General features: G+C 69.5%; 15 protein-coding genes. 5 read left to right on the top strand and 10 right to left on the bottom strand.

The annotated features are described in order from the left end of the window. Positions 1-37: 37 nt before the first annotated feature. The 6 genes from ACFE7F_RS01440 to acs all read right to left on the bottom strand — a co-directional run bounded on the left by ACFE7F_RS01440 (position 38) and on the right by acs (position 5888). Complete coding sequence (locus tag ACFE7F_RS01440) at positions 38-472, bottom strand: HK97 family phage prohead protease (RefSeq protein ID WP_375402057.1); 435 nt, start codon at positions 470-472, stop codon at positions 38-40. Further along, positions 472-771, bottom strand: coding sequence for a DUF6127 family protein (locus tag ACFE7F_RS01445; protein ID WP_375402058.1), 300 nt, complete (start codon positions 769-771; stop codon positions 472-474). The genes ACFE7F_RS01440 and ACFE7F_RS01445 overlap by 1 nt, the downstream gene beginning before the upstream one ends. Beyond that, positions 768-1862, bottom strand: coding sequence for a phage portal protein (locus ACFE7F_RS01450; protein ID WP_375402059.1), 1095 nt, complete (start codon positions 1860-1862; stop codon positions 768-770). The genes ACFE7F_RS01445 and ACFE7F_RS01450 overlap by 4 nt, the downstream gene beginning before the upstream one ends. Before the next feature lie 15 nt (positions 1863-1877). Further along, on the bottom strand, positions 1878-3173 hold the full coding sequence (locus ACFE7F_RS01455) for a DNA-packaging protein (protein ID WP_375402148.1): 1296 nt from the start codon (positions 3171-3173) through the stop codon (positions 1878-1880). A gap of 77 nt (positions 3174-3250) precedes the next feature. Then, the gene (locus ACFE7F_RS01460) at positions 3251-3724 is read right to left on the bottom strand and encodes a hypothetical protein (RefSeq protein WP_375402060.1); all 474 of its coding nucleotides are present in this window, start codon (positions 3722-3724) and stop codon (positions 3251-3253) included. A gap of 232 nt (positions 3725-3956) precedes the next feature. Next, complete coding sequence (gene acs / locus ACFE7F_RS01465) at positions 3957-5888, bottom strand: acetate--CoA ligase (RefSeq protein ID WP_375402061.1); 1932 nt, start codon at positions 5886-5888, stop codon at positions 3957-3959. Between the two features lie 336 nt (positions 5889-6224). Here acs and ACFE7F_RS01470 point away from each other — a divergent pair, with 336 nt between their 5' ends. Both ACFE7F_RS01470 and ACFE7F_RS01475 read left to right on the top strand, forming a co-directional pair. Continuing rightward, entirely contained in the window at positions 6225-8072 is a 1848-nt protein-coding gene (locus tag ACFE7F_RS01470) for a phosphoenolpyruvate carboxykinase (GTP) (protein ID WP_375402062.1), read from the top strand. Between the two features lie 344 nt (positions 8073-8416). Beyond that, entirely contained in the window at positions 8417-9064 is a 648-nt protein-coding gene (locus tag ACFE7F_RS01475; RefSeq protein ID WP_375402063.1) for a PEPxxWA-CTERM sorting domain-containing protein, read from the top strand. 95 nt (positions 9065-9159) lie between these two features. On the opposite strand, the gene ACFE7F_RS01480 is transcribed toward ACFE7F_RS01475, so the two are convergent. Continuing rightward, complete coding sequence (locus ACFE7F_RS01480) at positions 9160-9984, bottom strand: oxygenase MpaB family protein (RefSeq protein WP_375402064.1); 825 nt, start codon at positions 9982-9984, stop codon at positions 9160-9162. Positions 9985-10058: 74 nt separating this feature from the next. On the opposite strand from ACFE7F_RS01480, the gene ACFE7F_RS01485 reads away from it, so the two are divergent. Further along, complete coding sequence (locus ACFE7F_RS01485; protein WP_375402065.1) at positions 10059-10448, top strand: hypothetical protein; 390 nt, start codon at positions 10059-10061, stop codon at positions 10446-10448. A gap of 11 nt (positions 10449-10459) precedes the next feature. Here ACFE7F_RS01485 and ACFE7F_RS01490 read toward each other — a convergent pair whose 3' ends face one another. The 3 genes from ACFE7F_RS01490 to ACFE7F_RS01500 are packed head-to-tail and all read right to left on the bottom strand — an operon-like array spanning position 10460 to position 12244. Beyond that, positions 10460-10597 carry a hypothetical protein gene (locus ACFE7F_RS01490; RefSeq protein ID WP_375402066.1) on the bottom strand — a complete coding sequence of 46 codons (138 nt, stop codon included), beginning with the start codon at positions 10595-10597 and terminating at the stop codon, positions 10460-10462. A 25-nt stretch (positions 10598-10622) separates the two neighbouring features. After that, positions 10623-11579: a diaminopimelate epimerase gene (dapF, locus tag ACFE7F_RS01495; protein ID WP_375402067.1), complete on the bottom strand. Its 957-nt coding sequence runs from the start codon at positions 11577-11579 to the stop codon at positions 10623-10625. Further along, the gene (locus tag ACFE7F_RS01500; RefSeq protein ID WP_375402068.1) at positions 11576-12244 is read right to left on the bottom strand and encodes a glutathione S-transferase family protein; all 669 of its coding nucleotides are present in this window, start codon (positions 12242-12244) and stop codon (positions 11576-11578) included. Before ACFE7F_RS01500 ends, dapF begins: the two co-directional genes overlap by 4 nt. A gap of 119 nt (positions 12245-12363) precedes the next feature. On the opposite strand from ACFE7F_RS01500, the gene ACFE7F_RS01505 reads away from it, so the two are divergent. Together ACFE7F_RS01505 and ACFE7F_RS01510 are read left to right on the top strand one after the other, a co-directional pair. Then, positions 12364-13122: a hypothetical protein gene (locus ACFE7F_RS01505; protein ID WP_375402069.1), complete on the top strand. Its 759-nt coding sequence runs from the start codon at positions 12364-12366 to the stop codon at positions 13120-13122. A 158-nt stretch (positions 13123-13280) separates the two neighbouring features. After that, entirely contained in the window at positions 13281-15599 is a 2319-nt protein-coding gene (locus tag ACFE7F_RS01510) for a beta strand repeat-containing protein (RefSeq protein ID WP_375402070.1), read from the top strand. The last annotated feature ends 33 nt before the right edge of the window (positions 15600-15632 follow it).

Here is a 15632-nt window from a genome sequence, read left to right on the forward strand (position 1 = left end):
GAGGGACAGGCGCGAAGCGCCAGGGTGAGGGCCGGACCTATCCGCTCCCCACCCACTCCACCCGAGCCAAAGCCTGCATCGGCACCTTGACCAGACTCACCTCCACCAGCTCCACCTCGAACAGCTCCCGCCAAACCCCCTGCTTCGCCCGCAGCGCCCGGAACCCGACGGACAACCCCGCCACCGCCCCCGACCGAACCAACCCCGCCAGCTCGCCCCCGACCATCCCCTCCACCCGCAACCCCACCGCATCCTCCCCGATCGCGCCGATCTCCCCCACCGCCCCGCCCCAATGCGCCCACAGCAACGGTACCGGAGCCACAGCCCCGAACGCCCCCCGTCTGACCACATCCCCGACCCGGTCCACCCGGTCGAACACGGCGGCGTATCCGGCAAAGCGTATCTCCCTCTCCCCGGAAGGGGAGAGGGCCGGGGAGAGGGGAGACGCCCGGACCTCTCCAACCGACGGCATCACTTCCAGACCTCCCCGCCCCACCTGACCGCAATCCCCGCCAGCACCACCGTCGACAGCACCCGCGCGACCCAGCCCCACAGCGCCTTCCACGCCGACACCTTGGCCGCCCGCCAGCTCCCCAGCAGCTCGCGCAGCTCGGCGACGTCCCGCCCCGCCCCCGCATCCGCCAGTCCCAGCCGCGTCAGCGCCCGTGTCGCCGCAGCCTCCCCCGCCTCCTCCACGATCGCGCGCAAGGTCGCCGCGTCGACCCCCCGATCCGCCGCCTGCCCCAGCAGCTGCTCCAGCACCGCGCTCACGGCCGCACCAGCTCGCGCTTCTCGTCGTCGGACAACCAGTCCGCCGCCGATACCGATTTCCACAACATCGCCCGCTCCTCCGCCAGCGCCGGCACCCGGTCCAGATCGACCATCAGCGAGGCGTCCGGCCACCAACCGCGTAAGGCTTCCGCGATCCCCGCCAGGATCGCTCCCGCCATCGGCAGCACGCTCAACCGCCACAGCGCCCGGTTCGCCTCCCGGTAGTTCGCGTGAGTGCTGTCCCCGGGCAGCCCCAGCAGCATCGGCGGCACCCCGAACGCCAGCGCGATCTCGCGCGCCGCCGCCGCCTTTGTGCCGACGAAATCCATGTCGGCGGGCGACAGCGACAACGCCTGCCACTTCAATCCGCCCTCCAGCAGCATCGGTCGCCCGGCGTTGGCGGCGCCCTGGAACGCGCCCTCCATCTCGTCCTTCAACCGTGCCCATTGATCGGGCGACAGCACCGACCCGTCCCCCGGGTCGAACACCAGCGCCCCCGACGGCCGCGCGGCGTTGTCCAGCAGCGCCTTGTGCCACCGCGCCGCCGCGTCGTGGATCGCCACCGCCCCCGCCGCCGCGGGCAGGCACCCAAGCCCGTAATGATCGTCGACCGGGTTGAAGCTGCGCAGATGGATCACCTCCGGCCTGACCGGATCGGCCGAGAAGCGCGCCACCCGCTCCCCCACCGCGTACCGGTAAGCCGCAGGCCATCCGCCCGCATCGAGCTCCACCCGCACCCGCTCCGGCCGAAGCGCGAACAGCCCGTCCACCCCGCCCTCGGCATCGCGCATCACCGCTACGAACGCATTCCCATGCAGCAGCAGCTGCGCCGCCACTCCCTCCAGGAACGGCCGCCCCCCGCTCCGCGCGCCGACCAACGCCGCCAGCTCGGGCGCGGAGGCCTCCACCGGAGCGGACGCCACCCCCTCGCTGACGAGCTTGACCGCCCGCTGCGCCACTGCGTTCAGGCAGTACCCGTCCCGAACCTGCGCCTCATAAGTCCGCGGCCACTCGCCCAAGGCTACGCCCGACCCACGCGCCAACACCGGACGCGACTCGTCGCGCCCGGACTTGCGTCCAAACCATTTCATCGCCTGTCCCCTAGATCAAAGAGTCCGCACCGCCGGCGCCGCGGCCGGTTTGCCCAGCAGCTCGGTCAGCGCCCATACGCACGCGTCGGCCCGGTCGGGGGAGCGCCCCGGCCCCTCGTACGCGCCGCCCACGCGCAGGCCGCACAGCTCGTCCTCCAGCGCCGGAAAGCGCCCCGCATGGAACACCCGGCCCGACGCGTACCAGGTCATCACCGGCTCGGCCCGCGCCGTCTTGCTCCTGCTGGCATGGACCGGCTTGACCGGCAACGCCCTGTCCGCCCCGCGCAGCACGCTGGCGACCATCTCACCACCCTGGTTCGTCTCCGCCACCACCCGGTCCGCGCCCCAGCGCTCGGCGCAGGACGCCACGGCCGCCGCCCAGCCCTCCGGCGTCAGCCCGCCGACGCTGGCGTCCTCCAGCACGTATCCGCGCCCGTCCGCGCCGAGGCCCACGCACACGATCCCGCACGCGTCGCCCTCAGCGGTCGCGGGCGGATCGACGCCCACCACGATCCGCGCCAGCTCGGGATGCCCGTCCACGCGGGCGCGCTCGATCAGGGCGCGCGACCACAGCGCGCCGTCCGCCTCCTCGATCATCTCGCCGTCGAGCTCCTGGCGACCCTTGGCCGTCCCGCCGTAAGCGTCCTCCATCGCCTCGACGAACACGGCGGGCAGGTGGAAATTGTCGCGCGTCCGCCCCGTCGTCAGGGTCACGCCCTTCGTCGTCATGATCCTGCGCATCAGGTTGTTGGGCCGCGGCGTCGTCGTCACCACGACCCGGGGATGTGTCCCCAGCCGGAGGCCCAGCATCAGATTGTCCCACGCCGCCTCGCCGTACCGCCATTTCGCGATCTCGTCGCACCAGGCGACATGGTGTTGCGCGCCGCGCAGGGATTCGGGCGCCTCCGCCGAGAATACCTGCGCCTGCGCGCCCGATCCGAAGAGGAGCAGCCCCTGATCCCGCTTCCAGCAGGTCGCCTCGCCGTGACGCTTGCACGCCAGCAGCCCGCTCTCGCCCTCCACCATCACCTGCCGCGCCTCGCTCGCCGTCGCCCCGACCAGCGCGATGCGGGCGTCGGGCGTGGTCCGCGCGATCTCGCTGATCCATTCCGCCCCCGCGCGCGTCTTGCCGAACCCGCGCCCGGCCCGGATCAGCCAGACCCGCCAGTCGCCCGCGACGCGCTGGCCCGGCAGCGCCCAGGTGTCCCAATCCGCCTCCAGCGTCCGCAGATTGTCCGCGCCGATCCGCCGCAGCGTGGGCAGCCAGTGCAGCGCCGGATGCTTCGTGAGCCGCTCCAGCGCCGCGAGCACGCCGGCCCGTCCGCCCTCGCCGGCCCGCCCCCCATCGCCGCCCTGCCTCTTATGCGGCGGCCCCTGCACCGCGGCCTTCACGCCTCCTTCCCCGACCTCAGCCGCTTTTCGAGCAGCTCGAGCTGCCGCAGCAGCGCGGCCTCCACGTCCGCCATCGGTACGTGGCGGGTGCGGCTTATCATCCCATAGCCTCCCGGCGCGCCCGACCGCGCCTTGGCGTCGCGCCTCCCCAGCAGCGACAGCGCGAGCGCCCGGTCGACCGCGACGTCCGCCGTTTCGCCCTCCAGCGCGGCGGCGAGCAGCTCCGCCTCCAGCCGCGCATATCCCGTCGCCAGCGCCTCTTCCCACGCCGCGGCGAACGCCTCGTCGCTCCGGCGCAGCGCATAGAAGGCGGACTGGCTCGCCCCGACCGCCCCGGCCGCCCGCTTCACGTTGCAGCTGGTGCCCAGCTCCGTCAGGAACAGCTTGCGTCGCTCCGCCGTCAACCGCTGCGCCCGCCCATCCGCCCGCCGCTGCAGCGCCCGGTTCGTCCCACTCGTTATCTCGTCCATGCCCCGCTCCCCCCTGAACGCCGAAACGCGCGAAAGGCCGGCGACCCGGCCGGGGTGCCAACCCCGCCCGCGTATCCGGCCTTCCATATCCCCGACCGCCCGAACCCCGATCGGAGCCCCCCGGCCCGACTCGGTAATTCTCGACGTTCCTGTTTTGTACTTAAACAGCGTGACGATGTCAATCGGAAAAGAACCGCGCGGGTTCTTTTTCGATCGACCGGCGATGCTCATGCTACGTCACCCGCCCTGCGATCAGGTCGTCCACGACACCGGGGTCGGCCAGGGTCGAAATGTCGCCCATCGCGCCCGTCTCGTTCTCCGCGATCTTGCGGAGGACCCGCCGCATGATCTTGCCCGACCGGGTCTTGGGCAGGCCGGGCGCGAACTGGATCGCGTCGGGCGTCGCGATCGGTCCGATCTCGCGGCGCACCCAGCCGCGCAGCTCGTTCCTGAGCGCCTCGCTCTCCTCCTCGCCGACATTCAGCGTCACGAAGGCGTAGATCCCCTGGCCCTTCACCTCGTGTGGCATGCCGACGACGGCGGCTTCGGCGACCAGTCGGTGCGCGACGAGCGCGCTCTCGACCTCGGCGGTGCCCATGCGGTGGCCGGACACGTTGATGACGTCGTCCACGCGGCCGGTGATCCAGTAATAACCGTCCTCGTCGCGGCGGCACCCGTCGCCCGTGAAGAATTTTCCCGGAAAGGTCGTGAAGTACGTGTCGAAGAACCGCTCGGGGTCACCCCAGACCCCGCGCATCTGGCCCGGCCAGCTCGCGGCGAGGCACAGGTGGCCTTCCGCCGCGCCCTCCAGCACCGTTCCCTCCCCGTCGACCAGTTCGGGACGCACGCCGAACACCGGCTTGGTCGCGGAGCCCGGCTTCAGCGCCGTCGCGCCGGGCATCGGCGCGATCATCGCGCCGCCGGTCTCGGTCTGCCACCAGGTGTCCACGATCGGGCAGCGGCGCTCCCCGACCACGCGGTGGTACCACTCCCAGGCCTCCGGATTGATCGGTTCGCCGACGCTGCCCAGCAGGCGCAGCGACCGCCGGTCGTATCTGGTCACCCACTGGTCGCCCTCGCGCATCAGCGCGCGCAGCACCGTCGGCGCGGTATAGAGCGTGTTGACGCCCAACCTGTCGCAGGTCTCCCAGATGCGGCCGGGATCGGGATAACTCGGCACGCCGTCGAACATCACCGTGGTGCCGCCATTGGCGAGCGGCCCATAGACGAGGTAGGTGTGTCCCGTGATCCAGCCGATGTCGGCGGTGCACCAGAATATGTCGCCGCGCCTGTGATCGAACAGATATTCGAAGGTCGATGCCGCCCACAGCAGATAGCCGGCCGTGGTGTGCAGCACCCCCTTGGGCCTGCCCGTCGATCCCGACGTGTACAGGATGAACAGCGGATCCTCGGCGTCCATCGGTTCGGGCGGGCAGTCCGTCGATGCGGCGGCGACCAGTTCGGCATATGCGTGGTCCCGGCCGGACGTCATGGGCACGTCGGCGCCCGTGCGGCTGATCACGATCACCGTTTCGACCGAGTCGCATTGCGCAAGCGCGGCGTCGACATTGGCCTTGAGCGGGATCGTCTTGCCGCCCCGGACGCCCTGGTCGGCGGTGACGACCAGACGGGAGTCGCAGTCCCATATACGGCCGGCCAGGCTTTCCGGCGAGAAGCCGGCGAATACCACCGAGTGGACCGCGCCGATGCGCGTGCAGGCGAGCATCGCGACCGCCGCCTCCGGCATGTTCGGCATATAGATCGTGACGCGGTCGCCCTTGGCCACGCTCCGCGACTTCAGCACGTTGGCGAAGCGGCATACCTGCCCGTGCAGTTCGGCATAGCTGAGCCGCCGTCCCTCGCCGGGCTCGTCGCCTTCCCAGATTAGCGCCGTCTCGTCCGCGCGCGTGTCCAGATGCCGGTCGAGACAGTTCGCGGACACGTTGACGGCCCCGTCCTCGAACCATCGTATCCGGAAGTCGGCCCGGTCGAAGCTGGTGTCCTGGACCTTGGTGAACGGCCTGATCCAATCGAGACGCCGCGCCTCGTCGCGCCAGAAGCCCTCCGGGTCGGCGACCGAGCGCGCGTACATCGACCGGTAGCGCTCGTCGTTCACGATCGCGCGCGCGGCCGACTCCGCGGGAACGGGGTAGCTTATGGCCATGGAACCCTCTCCTTCTTCTTCGAACCGTCGGCATGGTTTCCGTCCGTCCGCGCGCGGGCGCAAGCCGGTTCCGCGCGGCGACGATCGGGGGCGCGTCGCGGCGACCCGCCCGGGGTGCTGGACTCCGGGCCCTGGATGCCGGCGCGTCGGGATCGGGCATCGACGTCGCGGCCTCGCCGTCCCAACTCGGATCGATGCCGCTCGAATCGCTGCAGGGCTGAGGCGCTCGTGACGGCTTGGATCATCACGCGGGGGCCTGTAGCGAAGCGGACATGTCGCCGCGGTTCGCGCGCGCTTGGTGAACGATTCGAATTCAGGGAAGGATGGAGGATGGCGATGCTGGCCGAACCGATCGAGGGGACGACGCGGGAGGAGGGAACCGTCCCCGCGCATAAGGCGCTGGTCGAATGGGTGCGCGGGATCGCCGCCCAGACCCGTCCCGACGCGATCCGCTGGTGCGACGGCGGGCAGGCCGAGTGGGACGAGCTCGCCGGGCAACTGGTCGACTGCGGCACCCTGACCCGGCTCGATCCCGCGAAGCGTCCGAACAGCTTCTATGCGCGGTCCGACGCGCGCGACGTCGCACGCGTCGAAAGCCGCACCTTCATCTGCTCCGAGGCCGAGGACGACGCGGGCCCGACCAACAATTGGAAGGCCCCGGACGAGATGCGCGGCGTCCTGGCTCCGCTGTTCGACGGCGCGATGCGCGGGCGGACGATGTATGTGGTACCGTTCTGCATGGGGCCGCTGGGCTCGCCGCAGAGCGCGATCGGGGTCGAGATCACCGACAGCGCCTATGTCGTGTTGTCCATGCGGATCATGACGCGGATGGGCGCCGCGGCGCTTGAGATGCTGGGACATGACGGCTTCTTCGTCCGCTGCGTCCACTCGGTCGGCACGCCGCTCGACCCGGGCACGCCCGACGTGGCGTGGCCGTGCAACGAGGAGAAATGGATCGTCCACTTCCCCGAAACGCGCGAGATCTGGTCCTACGGCTCGGGCTATGGCGGCAACGCGCTCCTGGGCAAGAAATGCTTCGCGCTCCGCATCGCCAGCGTCATGGCGCGCGACGAGGGCTGGCTCGCGGAGCATATGCTGATCCTGAAACTGACCAGCCCCCAGGGCGCGGCCCATTACGTCGCCGCCGCCTTTCCCAGCGCGTGCGGCAAGACCAACATGGCGATGCTGGAGCCCACGATCCCCGGCTGGAAGGCCGAGACGGTCGGCGACGACATCGCCTGGATGCGCTTCGGCAAGGATGGACGGCTTTATGCGATCAACCCGGAAGCCGGCTTCTTCGGCGTGGCACCGGGCACCGGCATGTCCACCAACCGCAACGCGGTGGAGACGCTGACCGGCAACGCCGTCTACACCAACACCGCGCTCACGGCCGACGGCGACGTCTGGTGGGAGGGACTGACCGACGAACCGCCCGCCGGCCTGATCGATTGGGAGGGCCGGCCCTGGGATCCGGCTTCCGGCAAGCCGGCCGCGCATCCCAACGCGCGGTTCACGGTGCCCGCCGATCAGTGCCCGGTGATCGCCGACGAATGGGACCGGCCGGCGGGCGTGCCGATCTCGGCGATGCTGTTCGGCGGCCGGCGGGCGAGCGCGGTGCCGCTGGTCACGGAGGCGTTCGACTGGAACCACGGCGTCTACCTCGCCGCCAATATCGCGTCCGAAGGCACGGCGGCGGCCGAGACCGCGGTGGGCGCGCTGCGCCGGGACCCGTTCGCGATGCTGCCCTTCTGCGGTTACGACATGGCCCAGTATTTCGAGCACTGGATCCGCATCGGCGCGGCGGCCGCGTCCGACCCCGGCCAGTTGCCGCGCATCTACATGGTGAACTGGTTCCGCAAGGGGCCGGACGGCAAGTATCTGTGGCCGGGCTTCGGCGACAACGCGCGCGTGCTCGAATGGATCGTCAAGCGCGTCGAGGGCAAGGTCGACGCGGTCGACACGGCCATCGGCCTGCTGCCGCGGCGCGAGGACCTCGCCCTGGACGGCCTGTCGCTCGACGACGGTGCGCTCGACATCCTGCTTTCGGTCGACGCGGACACATGGCGGAACGAGGCGGCGCTCAACGCCGAAGACCTCGGGAAGCTCGGCGAGCGCGTGCCCCCCGCCCTGTGGCGCGAGCAGACCCGCTTGGAGGAGCGGCTCGGGATGCCCGCGACCGCCTGATCAGGCGGTTCGGCGCGGCTATGTGGGTCCGTCACCAACCGGACGCATTGGCGAGGATGTTGCTCGACATCGTCGCCGGATTGATGGAACGGGGATTTCAGTCGTTCCACACGCGCATCGCCCGAGAAGCGGTAGTCGTGGTGTTCACCTGAATGATCTCGGGATCATGATTCCAAAAAGTTCCATACAATTTGAAGGAATAGATTCTGTCCCACTTGTGAACAACTTGCGAAAGATGAAAAGATTACCCAATATTTAACGCACGTCTAATTACTTTGCTCTCGGCTTGAGCTACGGAGCTTGCGTCCTCGAAGTGTGAGGCGCTTTTATCAAGGGGTTCCCTCATGAAATTCCATTCCCGATTTCTCCTCGCCGCCTCCCTTGCGGGCGCGGCCCTGTTCTCCACCCCGGCAGCGGCTCAGCAGATCGGCAACGGCGACGTCGCGGTTGCCAATCTGTATATCCCGTCGGTGAACATCACGACCACGCCCGCGACCTACACCGCCAACATGGGCTCGACGTTCGAGATCCTCGGCACCGGCGCGTTCGCGTCGGCTACGGGGCTGACCGGTACGCAGAACGGCACGATCAACTTCTCGACCACGGTCGGGACGACGATCAACCAGACCATCAGCAACTTCTTCTCGTTCGACGATGGTGTGGGCGGCCGCTTCAATTTCACCCCGACCAGCGCCACCACGCGCACCTTCAACGTGACGCCGGGGATCAGCTCCAGCATCTCGCTGTTCCTGCTGGGCACCACCGTCAACACGGTGCGCACCTTCGACCCGACGCCGACGTCGCTGACGCTCAGCTTCAACAACACAGGCGACTCCGACTACGCCTCCGCCGCCACCCTCTCCATCCCGCCGTCGGTCGTGGCCGCCGTGCCGGAGCCGGGTACCTGGGCGATGATGATCATCGGTTTCGGTGCGGTGGGCGGTGCCCTTCGCAGCCGGAAGCGGGGCGTCCCCCGCGCTTCGCTGGCGTAACTGCGCGCCCTCCCCGCGTAGCCGCGTGATCGGCCGGCACAGCCTTTGGGTTGTGTCGGCCGGTTTCGTTTGTGCTCCCCCCTTTCTCTCCCGCGCTACGCCTTCATCGCCCAGCGCAGCACGCCGCCCACCCCCAACGCCCCGGCACGCACCGCCGCCGCGCCCGGGAACGGCATGCGCAACCCGTGCATCCGCCGCGCCCATTCGGGCAGCAGTTCCACGCCGGCCCACAACATCAGCGCATTGGCGGGCGCGGTCGCCAGGCTCGGCGACGGTTGCGCCAGCATCAGCCGCGACACCTCGCGCGTCCGCGCATCGCTCCGCAGCTCGGGCCGCATCCGCCGCAGATACGCCGCCAGCTCCGCGCGCGTCTCCGGCACCTCCAGCGCGCCCAGCATCCGGGCGAGCCGCGCCTGCTCGGCGAGGTATGCGTCCTGCCGCTCGGGCGGGAACCACGGGTCGCGGTAGCGCAGGTGCGCGCGCAGGAACGCGTCCACCTCGGCGACATGCACCCACGTCAAAAGCTCGGGCTCGTCGGCAGCGTACGGAGTTCCGTCGGGCAGCGTTCCGCGCACATGCGCATGCACCCGCCGCACCCGCGCGACCGCCGCCTCGACCTGGGCACCGGGTCCGTAGGTCGCCGTCCCCACGAACTGCGCCGTCCGCCGCAACCGACCCATCCAGTCCTTGCGGAACCCGGAATGGTCCCACACCCCCGCCAGGACGCGTGGATGCAGCATCTGCACCAGCAGCGCGCTCACGCCCCCGATCAGCATGCTCGAAAAATCGCCGTGCACCGCCCAGCTCGCCGATCCCGGCCCGAACAGCCCCGGGTCGCCGTCCGGCCGCGCGAGCTCGACCTCGCCCGGCCCTAACAGCGCCTCCACGCGGCGCGCGATCTCCCGTTTCACCGATACCATCGGCCGTCGCTTGTCCGCGGCCTGCGCCGTCGCCACCTGCTGCCTGTAACCATCACCGATTCGGGAGCCCGATCATGCGCCTGACTTGCCTCCTCGCGACCGCCGCCGCGCTGCTCGCGGCCGCGCCGACCTCCGCCCAGCGCGGCTACGATCCGCAGGCGCGGCTCGACCGCCTGCTCGCGGGCCGCGTTGCGGGCGCGCCGGTGCGCTGCATCCCGCTGCGCCCGAACACCCGCTCCGAGATCGTCGAGGGCCGGGCGATCGTCTACCGCGAGGGCCGCCGCTTTTACGTCAACCGCCCGACGGCCGGGCTCGAATGGCTGCTGCGCGACTCGATCCTCGTCACCCGCCCGGTCGTCGGCCAGCTCTGCCGCGGTGAGCCGGTCCAGCTTGTCGACCAGCCCAGCCGCATCCAGCGCGGGTCCGTCACCCTGGGCGACTTCGTTCCCTACGCCCGCCCCTGACCGGGCGCGGGCTATTTGTGCCCGCCGTGCCCGGCATTCTGGTTGTTGTTCTTGCTGGGCGTGTTGTCCGAATTGTCCTGCTTCTTGTTGCCGCCGACATCGTCCTTGCCGTTCTTGGCGAAATCGCCCTTCTTCTTATGATCGCTCACACCACTCTCCACCGATTTCACCAACTTAACGCGTGCCCGACGCATCTGGGTCCATCCGCGTCCTCTCCCAAGCCCTGGTTTCCGCCTCGAACCGCGCCGTGACGACTGGTTCGCCCGCGTGCCGGGCCGCAAGGCCGATCTCGACCTGGCCCGTCCATTCGAAGGTCGCGTTGCCCGACAGCGTCACCCACCCGTCCGCGTCCGCCCGCGCACGCACGGGGCCGCCCGGACTCCGCACGACCAGCGCCTCCCCCAGGCCCGCGCGACCCGTCAGCCCGGCCGCGACCGCCGCCGCCGCCGCCGCGCTCCCGCATGCATCGGTCAACCCGGCGCCGCGCTCGTGAGTCCGGATGAGCGCTCCGTTCCCCCGCATCGCCACGAATGACACGTTGGCTCGGTTCGGCAGCCATGCCGGTGCCGCTTCGCAGATCAGCCCCACCCGTACCAGTTCCGCCTCGTCGATCGCTTCCACGAACGCGATCAGATGCGGGTTGGGCATCGCCACCGCCGTGAAGCGTAAAGATGGGGATAGCGGCGCCACGATCCCGTCGATCACCCGCTCGGTATCTATGGTCATCGGCCAGTCGCGCACGTCCAGCCCCGCCGGCCCCGCCCGCTCCCGGACGGTGAAGATGCCCGGCGCGAGCTCCGCTTCCACCGCCACCTCGGCCGCGCCGACCGCCAGCCGGACTGTCGCCCGCCGCAGCCCCGTCGCCGCGAGTCCCGCCCGCGCGACACAGCGCAGCCCGTTTAGGCACGTCTCCGCTTCCGTCCCGTCCGGATTGAACATCCGCATCCCGAATGGGTGAAGCGCGTCCCCGTCCGTAAGGAGCAGCAGCCCGTCGCCCCCGACTGGCCCCGCCCGATCCGACAGCGCCCGCGCCGCCGCGCTCCAGTCCGCGTCGGACACAGCAGATCCCCGCGCATCGACCAGCGCGAAATCGTTGCCAGTCCCATGACATTTGGTGACCGCCAGCCTCACGCCGCCATCATTTCCCGCACCACCTCCCGGTCGCGCGCCACCAGGTCGGCGAGCGACGGCCGCGCCAGGATCGCGTCGACGTACGACGCCGTGCGCGGATAGCGCGTGCCGTCGATCGCCGCTCCCACCCACGACGCATTGGCCAACGGCGCCGCCACCGACAGGTCGGCCAGCGTGAACCGGTCCTCCACCAGATAGCCGCTGTCGGGGATCACCCGCTCCAGGTACGCTAGGATCGGCGGCAGTTCGTCGCGCTCGGCTGCGTCCGCGATCCCGGCGTCGAACCCCGATTTCAGCACCTTGGGACCGACGAAACGATTGAAGAACAGCTTGCTCCCGGCCGCCATTACGATCGTATCGCCGAATTCCTCGTACCAGATCGTTCGGGCGCGTGCGATCGGCTCCAGCGGGATCAGGTTGGGCTCGGGATGCCTGGCTTCGAGATAATGTACGATCGCGGTCGAGTCCGAGATCGTGAAGTCGCGCCCGCCGTCCGCGCCCGGGTCGCGCAGCGCCGGCATCTTGCGGAACGGCGACGCTTCCTCGAATTCCGGCCCGCCGCGTCCCATCCCCGCCGCGCGCACCTCGACCTCCACCCCCTTCTCGCGCGCGAACGCCACGGCCTTTCGCACGAACGGCGAGATCGTCGAACCATAGATGATCATGGGGAGTGCTCCTGTGGGTTGACCCCGCCGCTATTCCCCGTCGGAGCGTCCGCGACAAGCGCCGTCCGTTCCCGGGCGCGCATTGCCCACCCCGATCCGGCGCGGTAGGCCGCCCGCCGATGCGGTCCGCCCCCGAACACGCATACCGGCCCGACCGGGACTGGCGGAGGCGAGGGTCGTCGCTCCTCCTGTCCCTCCTCCTGGTCGCGCTCATCGTGCTCGCGCTCATGCGGCTCGGCCTGCTTCCGTCCCCGGTCCGCCCGCCAGAGTCCGACCTGAACACCTTCGATGTTACAACCCCGACCCGGACGGCCGGCGCACGCACGAAGCCGGTCGCCGCCACCGAACGCGCTGCCGCCGGCGCACCGCCGCCCGCTGCGGCATCCCCATCGCCGCCGCCTATCCCCAGAATGTCCGCCACGCCCGCGCCACCTTTTCCCGACATGCTGATCCTGCGCGGCGATCAGTTCGCCCGCAGCGACATCGGCAAGCTTCCAAAAAGCGTTGAGGCGGGCGCTGCCGACGGAGCGACGGGGGACGCGGACACGGCGTCCGCCTACGGCCCGGGCGAGGGCCCCGGCGGCGAACGCCTCTTCAACGCTCAGTGGCAGACCGAGCCCACCCGCGCGCAGCTGACCGGATACCTGCCCCCGACCGGCGCGCCGCCCGGCGGCTGGGCCACCATCGCCTGCCGCACCGCCCCGCGCTTCGAGGTCGAGAACTGCCGCGCTCTGGACGAATCGCCCGTCGGCTCCGGCCTGGCGCGCGCGATGCGCCAGGCCGCCTGGCAGTTCCGCGTCCGCCCGCCCCGCATCGGCGGCCGCGCGCTGGTCGGCGCCTGGGTCCGCATCCGCGTCACCTTCGACAAGGCGGAGTAGGATGACCAAGGGCGAGCTGATCAAAGCTCGGGACGCATCTCCTTCAACGACATGGGAAAGTCTGACCTTCATATTCAGGGCACGAAGCCGACTCAGGGTGGCGCAACTTGCGCGCGCATTCCGAACCGAATAGCCAAGCCTATCACCTGGAGGTTCCTATGCCCAAGATCGTCATCGGCACCGATGGTCCAGATACGCTCTTTGGCGATCCGGGCGACACGCTGGTGGGTGGGCGCGGCGACGACACCTACATCATCTACGACCCGACCACCGTGACCAACGATCTGTTCGATTCCGGTCGGGGTGGTTATGATCGGGTATTGACGTTCACGAGCTACGATTTGAGGAACGCCTCGGTCGAGTTCCTGTCGACTGCGGTCCATGCGGGCACCGAGTCGATCAATCTGACGGGCAACGTGGCCGCGCAGACCATCATCGGCAATTACGGCGACAATATCATCGTCGGCGGAGGCGGGAGCGACGTGCTGCTCGGCCTGTTTGGTGACGATACCTACTTCGTCCGCGACGCGACCGACCGGGTGATCGAGAATGTCGGGGAGGGGTTCGACCGGCTCTTCACCCCAGCCAACTTCACGCTCGCGTCCGATGCGTCGATCGAATTCCTCGGGGTGAGCAATCCCGCCGGGGGACTGAGCGCGGTGCTGACCGGCAACCGTATCGCGCAGATCATCCGCGGCGGCGACCGGGCCGACGTGATCAACGGGGCGGGCGGGGCCGATACGTTGGAGGGCGGGCTGGGCGACGACGTCTATCTCGTGCTCGGTCAGGGAGAGACCGTGACGGAGTTGGCGACCCAAGGCACCGACCTTCTCTACACGACCGCCAGCTACGTCCTTGGGGCCGGCGTCGCGATCGAGACGCTGTCCACCGCCGTCCACGCCGACACCGCCGCGATCAACCTTCAGGGCAACGAGGTCAGCCAGACGCTGATCGGCAACTTCGGTGCCAACGTGCTCGATGGTCGCCGCGGGCAGGCGGGCGACACGCTGATCGGTTTGGCGGGCGACGATACCTATCGCGTATACGGGGTCCGCGATGTCGTCCGGGAAAGCGGCGGCGGCGGGCAGGACATCGTCTTCACCAGCGGCGATCACCGTCTTGCGGCGAGCAGCGAGGTGGAAACGCTCTCCACCGTGCAGCACACGGCCACGGACGCGATCAACCTGTTCGGCAACGAGCTGGCGAACGTTCTGATCGGCAATTCCGGTGCGAACCTGCTTGATGGCGGCGCAGCCGGCGACACGCTGATCGGGCTGGCCGGAGCCGACATCTTCCGTTTCTCGTCCGTACCGACCGGAGGCGTCGTCGACCGCGTGGCCGATTACGGCGTCGGGGCGGATGTGATCCAGCTCGACTCGGTCGCATTCGGCGGCTTGGCCGTCGGAGCGTTGACGGCGGGAGCTCTTGCTTATGGCGCGGTCGCGGCGGATGCGGACGACCGGATCGTCTATGACCCCGCGACGGGCGCGCTGTCCTTCGACGCCGACGGGAACGGTGCCGGCGTCGCGATCGGCTTCGCGACGCTCTCAGGCGGCATCGCGCTCGCCGACCTGCGCTTTACGGTCGCGCCCACGCCGGTGGAGGGCACGGTTCGCGTGACGACGCCCGGCACATTCCTTATCGGCAACGCGACGGGATCCGGCACGTCGCTGGCGACCACCTTCCCAAGCGCGACCGGCTTCATCTTCGGCTTCCCGGTCTCGGATGGGTCGCAGCGGTTCAACTTGGTATTCGGGCCGAATACTACGTCGGGCTCCGCGCCGCAGATCGGCTTCACCGACGCTACCGCGCCCGGCATATTCGACTTCTCGCAACTCGATCAGGGCTTGGTGACGCGCCCGGACCAAGGCTTCTTCGCCGCGAACGGGACGCTCCTGATCGGCGAACCACCCATAGTGCCAAACATTTCCGGTATCCCACCCCCGGCCATCATCGGAACGGCATTCGACGATGTGATCATCCGTTCGCCCGTCACGGGGAACTTCGTAACCGTGCAAACCGGCCGGTTTAGCGGCGGTGCCGGGAACGACCTGCTCTCGGGCGGAAGCGCGATGGATGGCGGACCGGGCGATGATCGGCTGATCGGCGAACTGTTCTCGAGACTGACGGGCGGCGCGGGCGCGGACAGCTTCGACCTGCCGATCCGCACACGCCAGCCGGGCACGAATTCGCAGACGGCGCCGAACAGCGTCACCGACTTCGATCCCCTCACCGACACGATAAGACTCATCCGCAATATCACGACCGATCTCGCCCCTGGCGCGCTCGATCCATCGCGCTTCGCAATCGGCGCGGCGGCGACGACGCCCGAACATCGCATCATCTACAATCCGGTAAGCGGGGAACTCCACTATGATGCGAACGGCAGCTTTGGAGATCTGACCGGCTCGATCCTGTTGTTCGCACGGCTGTCGCCCAATCTCGACCTGACGGTGGCGGACTTCCTCATCCTGTGATGGCTCGGTGCCTCTAGCGGCCTGGGGAATGAG

Origin of the sequence: uncultured Sphingomonas sp., from assembly GCF_964235535.1 — a bacterium.
Classification (GTDB): Bacteria; Pseudomonadota; Alphaproteobacteria; order Sphingomonadales; family Sphingomonadaceae; genus Sphingomonas.